This is a genomic window from Pseudarthrobacter sp. TRD_SC_9, assembly GCF_055361265.1.
Genome location: NZ_CM143956.1, coordinates 1,700,901 through 1,717,161, shown reverse-complemented (window position 1 = coordinate 1,717,161; position 16,261 = coordinate 1,700,901). Strand labels below are relative to the sequence as shown.

13 protein-coding genes are annotated in these 16,261 nt (G+C 64.3%); 7 read left to right on the top strand and 6 right to left on the bottom strand.

The genetic code is table 11. The annotated features are described in order from the left end of the window. Window positions 1–39 precede the first annotated feature (39 nt). Window positions 40–393, top strand: coding sequence for a hypothetical protein (locus tag ACWA13_RS08025; RefSeq protein ID WP_463937606.1), 354 nt, complete (start codon window positions 40–42; stop codon window positions 391–393). A gap of 166 nt (window positions 394–559) precedes the next feature. Further along, window positions 560–988 (top strand): OsmC family protein, encoded by a 429-nt coding sequence (locus ACWA13_RS08020; protein WP_463937605.1) that lies wholly within the window; start codon window positions 560–562, stop codon window positions 986–988. 108 nt (window positions 989–1,096) lie between these two features. Here ACWA13_RS08020 and ACWA13_RS08015 read toward each other — a convergent pair whose 3' ends face one another. Next, the gene (locus ACWA13_RS08015) at window positions 1,097–4,627 is read right to left on the bottom strand and encodes a S41 family peptidase (protein WP_463937604.1); all 3,531 of its coding nucleotides are present in this window, start codon (window positions 4,625–4,627) and stop codon (window positions 1,097–1,099) included. Between the two features lie 73 nt (window positions 4,628–4,700). On the opposite strand from ACWA13_RS08015, the gene ACWA13_RS08010 reads away from it, so the two are divergent. Further along, window positions 4,701–5,603 carry a TIGR01777 family oxidoreductase gene (locus ACWA13_RS08010; protein WP_463937603.1) on the top strand — a complete coding sequence of 301 codons (903 nt, stop codon included), beginning with the start codon at window positions 4,701–4,703 and terminating at the stop codon, window positions 5,601–5,603. 28 nt (window positions 5,604–5,631) lie between these two features. Here ACWA13_RS08010 and ACWA13_RS08005 read toward each other — a convergent pair whose 3' ends face one another. Further along, complete coding sequence (locus ACWA13_RS08005; RefSeq protein ID WP_463937602.1) at window positions 5,632–7,326, bottom strand: protein kinase domain-containing protein; 1,695 nt, start codon at window positions 7,324–7,326, stop codon at window positions 5,632–5,634. Window positions 7,327–7,451: 125 nt separating this feature from the next. Between ACWA13_RS08005 and lipB the strand changes: the two genes are divergently transcribed. From lipB to ACWA13_RS07990, 3 genes are all read left to right on the top strand, one after another. After that, the gene (gene lipB, locus ACWA13_RS08000; protein ID WP_463937601.1) at window positions 7,452–8,120 is read left to right on the top strand and encodes a lipoyl(octanoyl) transferase LipB; all 669 of its coding nucleotides are present in this window, start codon (window positions 7,452–7,454) and stop codon (window positions 8,118–8,120) included. Then, window positions 8,117–9,124: a lipoyl synthase gene (gene lipA, locus ACWA13_RS07995; RefSeq protein ID WP_463937600.1), complete on the top strand. Its 1,008-nt coding sequence runs from the start codon at window positions 8,117–8,119 to the stop codon at window positions 9,122–9,124. The genes lipB and lipA overlap by 4 nt, the downstream gene beginning before the upstream one ends. Window positions 9,125–9,218: 94 nt before the next feature. After that, window positions 9,219–9,971 carry a DUF4191 domain-containing protein gene (locus tag ACWA13_RS07990; RefSeq protein WP_463937599.1) on the top strand — a complete coding sequence of 251 codons (753 nt, stop codon included), beginning with the start codon at window positions 9,219–9,221 and terminating at the stop codon, window positions 9,969–9,971. Window positions 9,972–10,119: 148 nt separating this feature from the next. Here ACWA13_RS07990 and ACWA13_RS07985 read toward each other — a convergent pair whose 3' ends face one another. Then, window positions 10,120–10,557, bottom strand: coding sequence for an RDD family protein (locus ACWA13_RS07985; RefSeq protein WP_463937598.1), 438 nt, complete (start codon window positions 10,555–10,557; stop codon window positions 10,120–10,122). 257 nt (window positions 10,558–10,814) lie between these two features. Between ACWA13_RS07985 and glnA the strand changes: the two genes are divergently transcribed. Beyond that, entirely contained in the window at window positions 10,815–12,239 is a 1,425-nt protein-coding gene (gene glnA / locus ACWA13_RS07980; protein ID WP_463937597.1) for a type I glutamate--ammonia ligase, read from the top strand. Window positions 12,240–12,433: 194 nt separating this feature from the next. On the opposite strand, the gene ACWA13_RS07975 is transcribed toward glnA, so the two are convergent. The 3 genes from ACWA13_RS07975 to ACWA13_RS07965 form a co-directional block, all read right to left on the bottom strand. Beyond that, a complete protein-coding gene (locus tag ACWA13_RS07975; RefSeq protein ID WP_463937596.1) occupies window positions 12,434–12,574 on the bottom strand; it encodes a hypothetical protein in 141 nt (46 codons plus the stop codon). Between the two features lie 105 nt (window positions 12,575–12,679). After that, on the bottom strand, window positions 12,680–13,195 hold the full coding sequence (locus ACWA13_RS07970; RefSeq protein WP_463937595.1) for an N-acetyltransferase: 516 nt from the start codon (window positions 13,193–13,195) through the stop codon (window positions 12,680–12,682). 49 nt (window positions 13,196–13,244) lie between these two features. Beyond that, on the bottom strand, window positions 13,245–16,256 hold the full coding sequence (locus ACWA13_RS07965; RefSeq protein ID WP_463937594.1) for a bifunctional [glutamine synthetase] adenylyltransferase/[glutamine synthetase]-adenylyl-L-tyrosine phosphorylase: 3,012 nt from the start codon (window positions 16,254–16,256) through the stop codon (window positions 13,245–13,247). Between the last annotated feature and the right edge of the window lie 5 nt (window positions 16,257–16,261).

Here is a 16,261-nt window from a genome sequence, read left to right as displayed (position 1 = left end):
TGCTACGCGTCGTAGAAATCTTCTGGCTAAGCTGTGACCATGACCATTCTCTACAGCATTCTGGTGTTCCTCCACATTGTCGGCGCAGCGATGATCGTGGGTTACTGGATCGCAACCCTGAAAGAACCTACTGTGCATCCGCGTCAGCGCGACGGCGCCTTCCTGCAGCTGTTGACCGGCATCGCCATGATGGGAATCATCCCCGTGATGCCCGACGCCGACCCCAACTACTTCAAGCTCGGCATCAAATTTGCGATCGCCGCAGCAGTAGCCGTCCTTGCCGTCATCGCGACACGCAAGATCAAGAAGGGCGAGCCAGTCTCCACCGGCCTGGCCCACGGCGTGGGCGGACTTGCATTGATCAACATCGCGATCGCCACCATCTGGAATTAGTCCACGGGAATAACCGGTAAGCGCGTCGGCCGAAAGCCGACGGGTCACAATCCACTGAGAGCGGACAGCCCGTGCGTGGGCCTGCAGGAGTGCCTAGGATTGAACCCGGCGGGCCCGGCAGCAGCCTGGCCTGACATTATCGACAGACAAGACTTGAGGAGTGGACATGGCAGCAACACGCACCGCACACACTGTTTGGAACGGCGACCTGATGGCCGGTTCCGGAGCCACCACACTGGACAGCTCCGGACTCGGAACCTACGAGGTCACCTGGAAGGCCCGCACGGAGGCTTCCGAAGGCAAGACCAGCCCGGAAGAGCTGATCGCCGCCGCCCACTCCGCCTGCTTCTCGATGGCATTCAGCCACGCCCTGGCACAGGCCGGCCACGCCCCGGAAGAAGTGAACACGAAGGCTGATGTCACGTTTGTACCTGGCACGGGCATCACTGGCAGCCACCTCACCATGTCGGCCCGGGTTCCCGGATTGTCGGAAGACGAATTCCAGAAGATCGCCAACGAAGCGAAGACTGGCTGCCCTGTTTCCGGAGCGCTGGCCAGCATCGAAATCACCTTGGACGCTACGCTTCAGTCCTAGCTTTCCGCAACAATGCAAAAGGCCCTGGCTGCAGTCGTTTGTCGACGGCGGCCGGGGCCTTTCGCATGCCGGGTTGGTTCAGTCTGAACCCTCAGCAGATGAGAGGCATCATCTGCGGGCTGGCAAGGGGGCAGGCTTGAGCTTCCGGTAGCCAACACGCGCCGGGGGCCGGTCCGTGGGAAGCTCCTCGATCATCTCCTTCAGCGAGGAGATTGCGTGTTCGAGTTGGGGATCCCTGCCGGCTGCATACGCGTGCGGTGGGAACAACACCTCGATATCCGGTTCAACTCCATAATTCTCCACCTGCCAACCCACGCCTCCGGAGAACCAGGTAGCGTAACGCGGCTGGGTCACACCGGTACCGTCGGCGAGCGAGAAGCGGTTGTCGATGCCCACCACGCCACCCCACGTGCGGGTACCGATGACAGGACCGATCCCCCGCAGCTTGGCAACCTGGGTGATGATGTCGCCGTCGGACCCTGCGAATTCATCGGCAAGGATGATGACAGGACCGCGCGGCGCATGGTGAGGATAGGTGCGCGGCCGCTCGCCACGGGGCATGCTCCATCCGGTGACCTTCCGGCCAATGAGTTCAGCGACAAGCTGTGAAGTGTGTCCCCCGCGGTTGCGGCGGACATCCACAATCAGGCCGTCCAGGGCTGTCTCGGTGTCAAGGTCGCGGTGCAGTTGCGCCCAGCCGTTGGCCATCATGTCAGGGACATGCAGGTAGCCGAACGCATCCTTGGACGCTTCGCGGACAGTCCTGCGGTTCGCGGATACCCAGTCCTGGTAGCGAAGGCGTTCCTCGTCCCGGATCGGGACCACCGCAACCCGGCGTTGGTCACCGGCGCCTTCGCCATGCAGGGGTCCGTTGCGCACCGTCAGTTCCACGGCCTTACCCGCGGCACCTGCCAGCAGCATGGCCGGTGTTACCCCGGCGCCCAAGGGCTGGCCGTCAATGGCGAGCAGGACGTCCCCGGCACGGACGTCCGCTCCCGGGCGGGTCAGCGGCGATGTCGCGAGCGGGTCCGAGGACTCCCCCGCCAGGATCCGCGTAATCTCCCAGCCGGATTCCGTCTGCGCGAGGTCTGCGCCGAGCCTGCCCTGCGGACTGCTTCCGTCCTCTTTTACCGGGGCAGGACGGACGTAGGCGTGGGATGTGCCCAGTTCACCGTGGAGTTCCCATAACAGGTCCGTCAGGTCGTCATGGGAACCCAGCCGCTCCACCACGGGCCGGTAGCGGTCCCTGATGGCTGCCCAATCCTGCCCCGCCATATCTTCGGTCCAGAAGAAGTCCCGTTGGAGCCGCCAGGCCTCGTCGAATGCCTGGCCCCAGACTCTCAGCGGGTCCAGCTGAACCCTGATCCTGCCAAGATCCACCGTGATGGCCTGGCCCGAATCCTCGTCAGCCTTCGCCGCGGAAGGCACCACAGTGACCTTCTGCTCGTGGATCACCACCAGCTTCTTTCCGTCGCCGGACAAACGGTAGCTGCCTGCCGAGTCCACCAAGGTGGTCTTCTTGCGCTTTTCCAGGTCAAAACGGACCAACGACGGCGGCGCGTCCTTGTCCTCCTGCGTGGCCCGGCCGTCGCCGGTCACCCCCGCCAGGGCCTGGTCAAGCCATAGTAGGCCACCGTCCACTGCCCGCAGTGCTGAGTAGTTGCCTTGCGCCACCGGGACGGTGATAACCCGGTGTGCGAGGCCTTCGGCGTCCACGACGGTTTTGGCGGCACCCTCCGCAGGTTGACCGGAGGCCGGAGTGCCCTCGTCGTCGGTTGTGTTGGCAGTGGGCTCCTGGTCAGCTTCCGCGGGGTGGACGGCCGGACCGAACGGCGACGGCGTACCTGCCGCAAGGGCCACCAGGTAAGGCTTGATGGGACTGGGGAAAGAAAGATCGAAGGAGTGCCCGTCATAAACCGGGTCGAAGCTTCGGTTGGACAGGAACGCCAGGAACTTGCCGTCCGGGGTGAAGGAAGGCGACCGGTCACCGAAGCGGCCATCAGTGACATCGATGATGTCCTCGGCCCCTGCATCTACGGCGGCCAGCCGGAGTTTGCTGCGGGACCCGAAAGATGTCACGGGTTCGGACCAGCCCAACCAGTGCGAATCCGGCGACCATGCGAGGTCGGTGACGCTTCCCTCCCCAATGCTGCTGAGCAGTGAGATGGTGCCGGACGTAGTGTCTGCCAGGTAGACGGCACCGAACGGGGTTCCCAGGGCCAGCCATCGGCCGTCGGGGCTGGCTTCCATCGAACTGGCGCGTACCGGCTGAGGAAAATCGAGCCGGAGCGGCCGGGCAACGGGGACCGGAGCCTCCGCTGCTTCTTCAGGGGCAACGTCGGCGCCTTCGATCCCCTGCCGGGAGTCGTCCTGCGGATGCACGGTGTCGGCGGCGGCCGAAGCTGCGGAGGATGCCGGAACCGGGCGGGGCAATTGCTGTTCCTGCGACAGCTCCGACTGCCCGGACTTCTCTGCCTGGCTGCTGGGATCGGCCTGTCCGTCCGCCGAAGCCGCGGATGACAGGCGGTCAGCCGGTGCAGCATCGTGGATTGGAGCAAAGAGTTCCCGCACATAAAGTGCTTCCTCGCCGCCATGGTCAGCGAGGTAGGCGATGCGGCCACCCGCAAGGGGCCGGGGCAACCTGCCGCGCACGCCGGGCGTGCCCTCGATGACCCGGGAGGGTCCGTCTTTATGGCGCAGCCAGTGGATGGTTCCGTGCGCTTCCACAGCACTCGCGTCGCCGCGGGCATCCGGAATCACCGAGCCGAGGTGCTTGGCAGCCTGGAGCATGGCCGGCCGGCGTGACTGCGAGGCCGAACCTAAAGTGACCGCCAGCGGCTCCGCTTCCGAGTCGAGGTCCTTGAGGATCCAGAGTTCCCCGGCGGATTCGAACACAATCCGCCGGCCGTCCGTGGACGCGTGTCGGACGTAGAAGTCCTGGTGGTCCGTATGCCGGCGAAGGTCCGAGCCGTTGGGCAGGACGGAGTACAGGTTGCCGTAGCCCTCGTGGTCGGACAGGAAGGCTATGCGGCCGGAAACCCACATGGGGTCCGTCAGGTTGCCGTCCAGCTCCGGCGCCAGCCGCTCGAATTCCCCGTTGCCATCGGCATCGATCCATAGCTTTCCCGCTGTTCCGCCGCGATACCGCTTCCACCAGGCCGGTTCCCGGGACAGAACGCTTGAGAGCACCACAGGGCGTTCGTCGCCAAGCTCCGGCCCGAAGGCCACGCACTCCACCGGGCCGAATGGCAACTCTTCCGCCCAGCCGCCGTCCAACGGCACGCGGTAAGCGTGCGTATGCCGGCTCTCGGCCTGGCGGAAGGCGCTGGTCACGACGGCATCACCGCCGGGCGTAAAACCCTTAACCCGGGTGCTGGCGTGGCCGAAGTAGGTCAGCTGCCGGTAGCCACCACCGTCGACGTCGGACGTCACCACCTCCGGAGCGGTGCCCTGCACGACGGTCCAGACCAGCCGCTTGCCGTCCGGACTGAACCGCGGATTCCTGGCTGGGAGCTGCAGAGCGGAAACGCGCCAGGCCCGGCCGCCTGCCAAGGGTGCCAGCCAGACGTCGTCCTCGGCCACGAAAGTGACCAGATCGCCATGCAAATGCGGGAATCGGAAGTAGCTCGAAGAGGTCATCGTTCGATCATAGTCAACGCGGATATCGGACTTAGCGCGGCGCCCCGGTGGCACGGGCATGGTGAGATGGATCATGCATATTGTGATCTCAGGCGCCTCAGGCTTCATCGGCAAAGAATTGCAGCGCGCCCTGCGGGAATCCGGCCACACCGTTGCCACGCTGGTACGCAGGGGTCCGGCCAATGCCGCGGAGATCCGCTGGGATCCGGCGCGCCACGAGCTGGATCCTGCGGCTCTCGCCACGGCAGATGCGGTGATCAACCTGTCCGGGGCCGGCATCGGCGACCGGCCCTGGACGCGTAAGCGCAAGGCTGAACTGTTCAATTCCCGGCTGGATGCCACCAGGACCCTGACTGCGGCAATGGCACGGATGGAGACTCCGCCAGGTGTCTTCCTCAGCCAGTCCGCCTCCGGGTACTACGGGGATGCCGGAGACGCCGTCCTGCGTGAGGACCACCCGAACGGCAACGGCCTCCTGCCCCGATTGTGTGAGGAATGGGAGGCGGCCGCGCTTCAGGCACCCCCTGGGGTGAGGGTGGTGACTCCACGGACAGGTGTGGTGCTGAGTCCTGCGGGAGGCGCGCTGGCGAGGTTTTTGCCCTTGATTCGGCTGGGTCTGGGCGGCCCGCTCGGGGATGGGCGCCAATACTGGCCCTGGGTCACTCTGCCGGACCTGACTGCTGCCTTTACGTTCCTGTTGACGGCCGAGGTACGGGGTCCGGTCAACGTGTGCGGACCGAAAGCTGCGGACCTCAACACGCTGATCCACGGGCTCGGCAAGGCCCTGCACCGGCCCACGGTTGCCAGGGTCCCGGCCTTCATCCTGAAGCTCGTGATGGACGGGCTGGCATCTGAGTTGCTTTTGGCCAGCCAGCGGATGGAGCCCGCGGTGCTGGCAGAAGCCGGATTCCGGTGGCAGCACGCGGACATCGAGGCAGCCACAGAGTGGGTGGCAGCCGGAGTCCGAAGGAAGTAGGTGCCGGGAGGGAGATCCTTTCCGGCAATCAGCCAGGAAGGATCCCGGAAATCCGCCAGCGCCCGTCGGACCGTTCGAGCTGCACTATCAATCTCCGGGAGGGTGCGGCGGCGCGCTCAGCCACCTGTTCTCCTGCCGTCGTCAGTTCCCGATAGGCAGTGGTGGCTGAATCAACTCCCACCAGGGCACGGCTTTCCGTGCCCCCGGGCTGGACGTCAATGCTGCGCAGTTCCATGGAAAAGCCGGCCAGCACCTGCCCTGAAGCCTGGAGACCGTCCATGATGCGGGCGTCCGCGGCTCCGGCGGGGGAGCCTGCCACGTTGACCTGTTCCAAGAGTTCCGGCCTGCCCTCACGGAAGGCCTCAGAACGCAGCCAGGCCAGCCCGAGGACCGCGAGGGCAGGGTCAGGTGACCGAAGCTGTTCCTCCACGCCTGCCGGAATACCTTTGCCGTCATCCGACCGGTCCGTGGAATCCTGGCTGCTGCCGGCGTCAGCCGGGGAGGTCGCCGTGGCGGCAGGACCCCCGTGGAGCACTTCGTCCGGACCATTCGGCATGCGGCCGGGCGCCCAGAAGACAATTGCCGCAACAAGACCGACGGTCAGAACCGCTAACGTACCGGTCATGACAAACCGCGGCAGCCTGGCGTGCCGGCTCCGGGCCTTTACTGCAGCCGTTGCCCGGCCGGGAGTGCTGCTGACGCCTGGAACGCGGGTGTGAACATGACGGCGTTGCTTTGTGTTCCCTGGCGGGCGCAACCACGTCAGGCGCCGCCGCCACGTCTGAAACTTCCCGCGCAAGCTCCCTGGAGTGGAGTCAGGCAACCGACGCCGGGTCAGCAGTTCCGGGATGACACTGGGGTGCACCGACGTGGACAGTCCGACGGCGGCGGGCGCGGCGCTCCTGTAGACCGCTGTAGCGAAACCGGCCGCCGTAGGACGCTGTCGCCGGTCCTCATTGAGGCCGGATTCCAGCGCGGCAGCCAGGGCACCTGGAACCTCAGGATGGATCAGGGGCAACGGCGGGCGGTCGCGCGTAGCCGGCGGGACCTCGCCCGTCAGGCAAAACCAGCCCACAGCGGCCAGTGAGTAGAGGTCCCGCTCCGGCTGCAGGCCTATCCGCATACTGTCCACCGGGGACGGATCGCAGAACCCGGGGGTTCCCTCACGCGCGGCAGAAGCGGGATCTCCCACCATGCGCGCTATGCCGACGTCGGCCAGCAGGGGTTTGCCCTCAGCCGAGAACAGAACATTGCCGGGGGAAACGTCTGCATGGGTAAAACCGTTGGCATGCAGGTAAGCCAGCGCCTGCGCCAGGGGTGTCAGGACAGTGACCGTTTCACCCACGGTAAGCCGGCCGCGGGTTGCCACCAGCTGCGCGAGCGACCCGCCGGCCGCGAAGTCAAGCAGGATTCCGAGCTGCCGGGCATCAGCCCCACCCAGCCGGACGACGTCGTGCGCCTTGACCAGATGCGGGTGATCCAGAACGGACAGGATCCGGATTTCACGGCGCACGTCCTCTTCAGACAGTCCAGCTGCCGGTTCCCCGGTCCCGGCGGGCAGGGAATGAGCCGGGGGATGGAAACATTTCAAGGCAAAGCGGCGGCCCGTCTTTGCTGCCTCCACAAGCCAGACGTCTGCGCTGCTTCCCCGGCCAAGTTTCCGCCCCACCGAGTATCCCGGCACCGCGGGAGGGGTGGTGTCCTGTAGTCCGCCATTGCTCATGGTTAACAAGTACCGGACCTGGAGATCTGCCGCAGAAGTTATCCACAGGCAGTCATATGCGGTCAGGAATGCGAGCTTGGACACTAAACCGGTCACGACAGCGGCCGGGGACTAAGCTGGTGGGCATGACTCTCGAGTTTAAGCAGCTGGGTCTTGCCCCCGATTATGTCGACTACCCGCGTGCTTGGGATATACAGCGCGAACTCCACGACGCCGTGGTCGCAGGCGAGGCCCCGAGCACAGTCCTGTTTTTGGAACATTCCGCCGTGTACACGGCGGGTAAGCGCACGGAAGACCACGAACGGCCTTTTGATGGAACGCCGGTAGTCGCCGTCGACCGCGGCGGGAAGCTCACGTGGCACGGTCCGGGGCAACTGGTGGGGTATCCGATCATCAAGCTGAAAAACCCTGCCGGTATCCGCGACTACGTCGAACGCCTCGAGGCAGTGATGATCGCGGTGCTCGCAGACTATGGCATCACCGCCGAACGCATCAAAGGACGGGCGGGCGTCTGGATCAATGCCGATGACCGCGGCCCCGCGCGGAAGATCGCCGCTATTGGTATTCGGGTTTCCGAGGGCGTAACCATGCACGGCTTCGCCATCAACTGCAACAACGATCTCGCGCCATACGCCCAGATCATCGCGTGCGGCATCACCGACGCCGGTGTCACCACCATTTCCCAGGAAACCGGCCGCAATGTGGCTCCGGCAGACCTGGTTTTCCGCATCACCGAAGAACTGCGCAAGAATGAAGACGCCCTAGTCGCCACCCATGAAGGAGCACTGCTGTGACACTGGCACCAGAAGGCCGAAAAATGCTGCGGATCGAGCAGCGGAACGCGGCTGTACCGGTGGAGCGGAAACCGGAGTGGATCAAGGCCAAGGTCCAGATGGGCCCGGAGTTCGTTAACCTGAAGAACCTTGTGAAGAAGGAAGGCCTGCACACGGTGTGTGAAGAGGCCGGTTGCCCCAACATCTTTGAGTGCTGGGAAGACAAGGAAGCCACCTTCCTAATCGGCGGTTCCGAGTGCACGCGCCGCTGCGACTTCTGCCAGATCGATACAGGCAAACCATCACCGGTGGACATGTTCGAACCCACCAAAGTTGCACGTTCGGTCCAGTCCATGCAGCTGCGCTACGCCACTGTCACCGGCGTAGCCCGTGACGACCTCGCGGACGAAGGCGTCTGGCTCTACGCCGAGACGGTGCGCAAGATCCACGAGCTCAACCCGGGTACCGGCGTTGAACTGCTGATTCCGGATTTTTCAGGCAAGCCGGAACACATCGAAGCAATCTGCGATTCGAAACCCGAAGTCTTTGCCCACAACGTGGAGACGGTCCCCAGAATCTTCAAGCGGATCCGGCCGGCCTTCCGGTACGAGCGCTCCCTGGATGTCATTACCCAGGGCCGCAACCTGGGCATGGTGACCAAGTCCAACCTGATCCTGGGCATGGGCGAGACCCGCGAAGAGATTTCGGAAGCACTCCGTGACCTGCACCAGGCAGGTTGTGACCTCATCACCATCACGCAGTACCTGCGCCCCTCTGAACGCCACCTGCCGGTGGACCGCTGGGTCAAGCCGCAGGAGTTCGTGGAGCTTCAGGAGGAAGCGGATGAAATTGGCTTCCTCGGCGTGATGAGCGGTCCCCTGGTCCGTTCGTCCTACCGCGCCGGCCGCCTATGGGCCACCGCAATGCGGAAGAAGGGCTGGGAGATCCCCGCCCACCTGGCCCACATCGAAAGTTCAGGCAGCACCCGCCAGGAAGCAAGCTCGCTGATCGCGGCCCACTCTTAGGCACAACCACCACCATTTAGCACGGCCTGGGGCCGGGCGTCGGGACTTCCCGGCGTCCGGCCCCCTGCCGTGAATCACGTAGAATTAAGGCACTATGGCTAAATCCCCAGATTCCAGCAGCGGCGCCTCTGCGCCTGCCGAAAAAACCAAGCGCGGCCTCTTTTCCCGGAAGCCCAAAGAGGCAAAGGTCAAGAAGCCGAGCCGGGTGAAGCAGATCGTCGAGGTCTTCCAGATGACCCGCCGGCATGATCCCATGGTTCCGTGGCTGATGCTGCTGGTATTCCTGGGCATCGTGGCAATCGGCCTGGTCGTCGGCCTCCTGCTCGAGAACTGGATCACCGGCCTCCTTATCGCGATCCCGCTGGGCCTGCTTGGCGCCACGCTGATTCTCTCCCGGCGGGCTGAACGTGCCGCCTTCGCGAGGATTGAAGGACAGCCGGGCGCGTCCGGCGCCGCCTTGGGAACTCTCCGCCGCGGCTGGATCACGGAAGAACAGCCGGTCGCGGTAAATCCGCGCACGCAGGATGCCGTGTTCCGCGCCATCGGCCGTCCCGGCGTCGTACTGATCAGCGAAGGCCCCTCCCACCGGGTGAGGCCCCTGCTCGATGCCGAGCGCAAGCGCCTCAGCCGCATCCTTCCGAACGTCACCATCCACATCATCGAAACAGGCCGCGGCGAGGGCCAGGTCCCCATCAGCCAGGTAGCCAAGAAGATGGGCAAGCTCAAGAAAGAGCTGACCAAGGTGGAGGTCAGTGCTGTGTCGAAGAGGATTTCCTCCCTGGGAACCAAGCTGCCGATCCCCAAGGGCATCGACCCCTACAAGGTCCGCCCCAGCCGCGGGCGCTGAGCCCCAGCCGTTGGGGTCTGCGTAAAAAACCAACCAAAGACAGCACACGAAAACCGCCCCGCATGCCGTATCAGGCCGGCGCCCGGGGCGGTTTTTGTGTAGCTAATGCGTTTGTGCCACCTGGGTACAGAAACGCGAACAGGAAGGATCAGCGGCGAAGGAGCAGCGTATTCATAGCCTTGTCGTGCAGGCCACGGTGATCGGGATCAAAGATAACGGCCGGAATCACCAGACAGATCAGGACCGCCCGCACCAGTCCTGCCAACAGGCCCGGAGCACCGCCCTCGGCCCGCACCACATGGATTCCCACGATCCGGTGCCCGATGCTGTAGCCCAGCGTGCCTACCAGAAGTGTTTGTTCAACGGCAAAGATTGCCAAGGTGGCCCAGGAGTTCCCGGCGAAGACAAAGTTGCTGATCAGCAAGGCAATGCCCCAGTCCAGCACAATGGCAACAATCCTGCGTCCTGCGCGGGCTATCGATCCGGGACCCGATTCCGGCAGTCCCAGCCGCTCTCCCGGGTATTTTGATATGCCGGAGGTGTCCGGTCCGCTGAGCCAGGAACCAATGTCTTTACGATCTACCACCATCCAAGCTTACCGACTCACCACCGTTCGCACTGTGGAAGCGGTTAGACCAGAGTGTGGACACCGGGTACGGTTTCATAGCAAGGCATTCTGTAACCTCCCCGAAACAAAGCGGACATGGACGGGAAATCCCATATCCCTAGGGTGGTACAAGTTGCAAGCGGCCAGATGACCGGAAGCTATCGTTTTCCCGGTTTCCGGATTGCGCTGGACCAGCTGGCTGTCAGCCAGAGATTCAATATGCATAAGGAGCATAGATGTTCAAGACTGCGGACGAAGTCCTCGAGTTCATCAAGAACGAAGACATTAAATTTGTCGATATCCGCTTCACCGACCTCCCCGGCGTCCAGCAGCACTTCAATGTGCCCGCCAAGAGCGTCGACGCCGACTTCTTCATCAACGGCCAGCTTTTCGACGGTTCCTCCATCCGCGGCTTCCAGGGCATCGCAGAGTCCGACATGCAGCTGATTCCTGATGTCACCACGGCATTCCTGGACACCTTCCGCATGGAGAAGACCCTCGCGCTGAACTTCTCGATCGTCAACCCCCGCACGGGCGATCCTTACCACCGCGATCCCCGTGGAGTTGCCGAGAAGGCCGAAGCATACCTCGCATCGACCGGCATCGCCGACACCGCGTTCTTCGCTCCCGAAGCAGAGTTCTTCGTGTTCGACAACGTGCAGTACCAGTCCTCCCCACAGGGCAGCTTCTACAAGATCGATTCCGAAGAAGCACACTGGAACACCGGGCGTGAAGAAGAGGGTGGAAACCTCGGCTACAAGACTCCGGTCAAGGGTGGCTACTTCCCCGTCTCCCCCACGGACAAGCAGGCCGACCTCCGCGACGCCATGTGTGTTGCGCTGGACGAGGCCGGCCTTGAGGTCGAGCGCAGCCACCACGAAGTCGGTTCCGCTGGCCAGGCTGAGATCAACTACAAGTTCACCACCCTGACCCACGCTGCCGATGACCTGCAGAAGTTCAAGTACGTCATCAAGAACACTGCTGACGCCTGGGGTAAGTCAGTTACCTTCATGCCGAAGCCGGTCTTCGGTGACAACGGCTCCGGCATGCACTGCCACCAGTCCCTGTGGAACGGCAGCGAGCCGCTGTTCTACGACGAGAAGGGCTATGCCGGCCTGTCCGACACCGCCCGCTGGTACATCGGCGGCCTGCTGAAGCACTCTTCTGCTGTTCTGGCCTTCACCAACCCGACGGTGAACTCATACCGCCGCCTGGTCAAGGGCTTCGAGGCTCCGGTTAACATGGTCTACTCGCAGGGCAACCGCTCTGCCGGTATCCGTATCCCGATCACGGGCTCCAACCCGAAGGCCAAGCGCATCGAGTTCCGCGCACCGGACCCCTCCTCCAACCCGTACCTGGCCTTCGCTGCCCAGCTGATGGCCGGCATTGACGGCATCCGCAACCGCATCGAACCCCCGGCTCCGATCGACAAGGATCTCTACGAGCTTCCCTACGAAGAAGCCAAGGACATCCCCAAGGCTCCGGGCACCCTGGAAGAAGCACTTGAGGCACTGCGCGAGGACAACGAGTTCCTGCAGGCCGGCGGCGTTTTCACCCAGGACCTGATCGACACCTGGATCGAGTACAAGTACGAGAACGAGATCCGGCCGCTGTCGCTGCGCCCGAACCCGTACGAGTTTGAGCTCTACTACGGCGTCTAGCCCGAATCTGCGGCTGGAAGCGGTGATAGTCCGCTGACAGTCCGCTGACAGTCCGTTACAGGCTGCATCAAAAGGCCGGTCCAGGTCAGAACCTGGACCGGCCTTTTTGCGCCCTGGAAGCAGATTCTTCCAGGATCGGCCATCCAGCAAATGCCGTCAATCCGGGAGGTGCCGGCACCCGGAGCCGGACTGGCTCAGTCGTTCCGTTTGCTTGGCTGCTCCCCGTGTTCGGACGGATCCTGCACATCTGCAGGCTGATCCCCGTGGACTTTTCGAGGCATCTTGCCCTCAAGGTCGGCAGGTACAGGAGGGTCCTTCTCATCATCAGTAGACATGGCCCAAGCATAAGGCGCCAGCAAGGTCCGCAGGGCGCCCACGCTGGGCCACCGCTGGTAGAAGCGTCAATCTCGACCAGCTGGGGCCCGTTCCGACCGCTCCCCTTAGAAGGGCCGGTACATCACCCGCTGCGGGCCTGCACGTCCGCCCAGATACTCGCCGACGTCGGAGAACCCGGCGCGGAGGTATGCGGCCTTGCCTGCCGGGTTGCGTGAGTTGACGGAGAGGACCACGCCCGACTCCCGGCTCTCGGAGCGCCGGCTGAGGTTCCTGGCCGCCCTGACCGCAGCAATAGTTGCAGCAGTGCCCAATCCTTCGCCTTGCCGCCGGCGGTCAATCAGGAATCCGCGGAGCAGCCAGGCAGAATCGTCATCGTCCCAGCCCGCGAGGGTGGCGGCCCCGCGCTGCAGCGTCAGGACTCCGACGGCGGCACCACCGCTCTCGATCACGTGCGGATAGCGCGTCCCGTCTTCAAGGGCGGCCATGACCATCCGCAGCGGCTCCCCCACAAAGTCCAGCTGGCCGGGTGCCAGTTCCAGCTCCGCCACTGCACCGAGCTGGATGTCCCTGGCATCGGAATCAAGGTCCTTGAGGGGAATAAGCCAGACGGTGGAATCCATTAGTTCAGCTTATGGCCGCACAACATGTGCCTGACTATCCGGCACCAGGTTACCGGCCGTAGAACACCCTTTCGAAGACTCCCCGCGCCCGGCGGCTGATCCTGAGGTAATCCTCTTCCAGGACCGCTGCCTGCCCGGGTTCATAGCCGCACCAGCGGGCCACGGCTTCGAGGTCGCGGCGGGAGGACGGCAGCAGGTCAGATGTCCGGCCCGTCCAAATGACGTTTGCAGACCTGATGCGGCTTGCCAGCCGCCACGCGGTGCTGAGCAGCGCCGCCTCCCCTGGCTCAAGCAGCCCCAATTCAGCGGCGGCGGCCAGCGCCTGGACGGTTGACGTCGTCTGCAGTTCCGGGTGCCGTGCAGCATGCTGGAGCTGCAGCAACTGCACCAGCCATTCGACGTCGCTCAGGCCGCCTCGGCCCAGCTTTACATGGCGTGCAGGATCGGCGCCGCGCGGCAGCCGTTCGGCCTCCACCCGTGCCTTCACCCTGCGGACTTCCCGGACATCCTGCTCACTCACGGACTCCGGATACCGGAGCGGATTGATGACGTCCATGAAAGCCTGGGCCAGTGCGTCGTCGCCCGCCATGGGACGGGCCCGCAGCAGGGCCTGGGCTTCCCAGATCAGCGACCAGCGGCGGTAGTACTCGGCAAAGGAGTCGAGGGACCTGACCATGGCGCCATTCTTACCTTCGGGGCGGAGATCGGCGTCCACCTGCAGGACCCGCTCCGCCTGGATGGCAGGCTTTAGCGGCTGCGTCAACAGGCTGGACAGCTTTCCCACTATGCGAAGGGCCTGTTGCTGGGCCTCTTCCTCACCGAAGCCCGGCAGCGCCCTGTGCACATAGATGACGTCGGCATCCGAGCCGTAACCGATCTCCCGGCCGCCCTGGCGGCCCATGGCCACCACCACCACCGACGTCTTCAGCGGCTCACGCGCTGACACCACGGTTTCGGCGACGCGGAGGGCACCCAGCACGGCTGCCCGGTCTGCATCAGAAAGCGCCTGGCCAACCTGGTCCTGGTTAAGCAGGCCGGCCGAATCGGCAATCGCCGTTCGCAGGATTTCCCGGCGCCTGATCAGCCGGATCAGCCGCATGGCACTTTCCGGATCAGAATGCCGGGACATCTTGGCGGTGATTTCCTGCCACTGGGCCTCGTAGCTGATGGGTGCCAACTCTTTGTCCGAGCCCAACCAGGCCACGGATTCCGGTGACACCTCCATCAAGTCCGCTATGAGCCGCGAGTTGGATAGCACATGGCACAGCCTTTCGGCCGCTGCGGAGGAATCACGGAGCAGGCCCAGGTACCAATGCGTGGTTCCCAACGCCTCGCTGACCCGGCGAAAGCCAAGCAACCCGGCGTCCGGATCCACGCCTTCGGCCAGCCAGTCCAACAACACCGGCAGCAGCTGGCGCTGCAAGGCCGCGCGCCTGCTCACGCCGCTGGTCAGGGCCTGGATGTGCCGCATGGCTCCTTGCGGGTCGCGGTAGCCCAATGCCGCCAGGCGCCCTTCGGCAGCTTCCGGGCTCAACCGTGCGTCTTCGGTGCTCAACTTCGCGGCGGTATTCAGCAGCGGGCGGTAGAAGATGCGCTCATGTAGTTCACGCACGGAGCGTTTGGTTTTTTGCCAGGCGCCCATCAGTGCATCCGGGTGCGGCCGCTCCGTCGAAAACGGTCCCAGCACCGCTTTGGCCAACGAGCGAAGGGCGTCATCGCGAACCGGCATCAAGTGCGTCCGCCGCAGCTGGAACAGCTGGATCCGGTGCTCCAGGAGCCGGAGATAACGGTAAGCACGGTCAAAATTCGTGGCGTCCGCCCGGCCGATGTAGCCGCCGGCAGATAGCGCGGCGATGGCTGACGTCGTGTCCCGGACCCGGAGTGTTTCATCCGATTTGCCGTGAACCAGCTGCAGCAGCTGGACCGTGAATTCGACGTCCCGGAGCCCGCCGCGGCCAAGTTTAATTTGCCGTTGTTCCTCGGCGGCCGGGATATGTTCCGTCACCCGGCGGCGCATTGCCTGGACAGACTCCACGAAGCCGTCACGGCCTGCCGAGCTCCAGATCAGCGGCGCTACGGCCTCTTCATAGCGCTTCCCCAGGGCGGTGTCGCCGGCGATGGTCCTGGCCTTCAGCAAGGCCTGAAACTCCCAGCTTTCGGCCCAGCGCGCGTAGTAGCTCTGATGCGACGCCAGCGTCCGTACCAGCGGCCCGGACTGTCCTTCCGGACGAAGGTTGGCGTCCACTTCCCAGAGCCCGGGCTCCCGCCCCACCGCCGAGATGGCCCGGGAGATTCCGCTGGCCAGTGCCGTGCCAATAGTGGAGGCGCGCGCATCCTCCAGTCCGCCGTCGTCAATCACGTAGATAACATCGACGTCGGAAATATAGTTCAGTTCCCGGGCGCCGCACTTACCCATACCAATCACCGCAAGGCCGACGGCGGCAACATCCGCGACGCCGAACTGGTCAGCCACCTCGGCCCGGGCCACGGCGAGGGCAGCTTCGATGGCGGCACCCGCGAGGTCCGCCAATTCGGCGCCGGCAAAGGGCAGGAAGTCTAAGGGGTCAGCCGCGCACATGTCCTTCACCGCCAGGTCCACCACGCCGCGCCGGTAAGCCGCCCGCAGCGCAACGTAAGCGTCCGGTCCAGCCAATCCCGCCACTGGCCGGAGAGAACGGGGATCAGCCTGCACGGACCTCAAGAGCCGGGTCCGCAGTTCCTCCGGGTCGGCACCCAAGGGCTCCGGGCTGGGCCGGACATCGAAGGCATCAAGGTGCTCCGGGTGGCGGATGAGGAACTCCCCCAACGCTTCAGAGGCACCCAACACCCGGTACAGGGGCTCGCTTCGCTCAGGACCTGCCACAGCCAGTTCCCGGAGCGCCGGGTGCTTCTCGATCAGGCGGACCAGCGACTGCAGGGCGACGTCCGGGTTGGCCGCCATCTGCAAGCCTTCGAACAAACGGTCCTGGTCAAGGCCATCGAGCTCGCGGGCGGCCAGGAAGCGTTCACCTTTTTCAAGGTCGCTGAAGCCGGTTGCAATCAGGCGTCGAGCAAAACTCACGGGGC

Bases quoted from the DNA above. Each gene is read 5' to 3' on its own strand.
- ACWA13_RS08025 (WP_463937606.1), top strand. From the start codon at position 40: ATGACCATTCTCTACAGCATTCTGGTGTTCCTCCACATTGTCGGCGCA.
- ACWA13_RS08020 (WP_463937605.1), top strand. From the start codon at position 560: ATGGCAGCAACACGCACCGCACACACTGTTTGGAACGGCGACCTGATG.
- ACWA13_RS08015 (WP_463937604.1), bottom strand. From the start codon at position 4,627: ATGACCTCTTCGAGCTACTTCCGATTCCCGCATTTGCATGGCGATCTG.
- ACWA13_RS08010 (WP_463937603.1), top strand. From the start codon at position 4,701: ATGCATATTGTGATCTCAGGCGCCTCAGGCTTCATCGGCAAAGAATTG.
- ACWA13_RS08005 (WP_463937602.1), bottom strand. From the start codon at position 7,326: ATGAGCAATGGCGGACTACAGGACACCACCCCTCCCGCGGTGCCGGGA.
- lipB (WP_463937601.1), top strand. From the start codon at position 7,452: ATGACTCTCGAGTTTAAGCAGCTGGGTCTTGCCCCCGATTATGTCGAC.
- ACWA13_RS07990 (WP_463937599.1), top strand. From the start codon at position 9,219: ATGGCTAAATCCCCAGATTCCAGCAGCGGCGCCTCTGCGCCTGCCGAA.
- glnA (WP_463937597.1), top strand. From the start codon at position 10,815: ATGTTCAAGACTGCGGACGAAGTCCTCGAGTTCATCAAGAACGAAGAC.
- ACWA13_RS07975 (WP_463937596.1), bottom strand. From the start codon at position 12,574: ATGTCTACTGATGATGAGAAGGACCCTCCTGTACCTGCCGACCTTGAG.
- ACWA13_RS07970 (WP_463937595.1), bottom strand. From the start codon at position 13,195: ATGGATTCCACCGTCTGGCTTATTCCCCTCAAGGACCTTGATTCCGAT.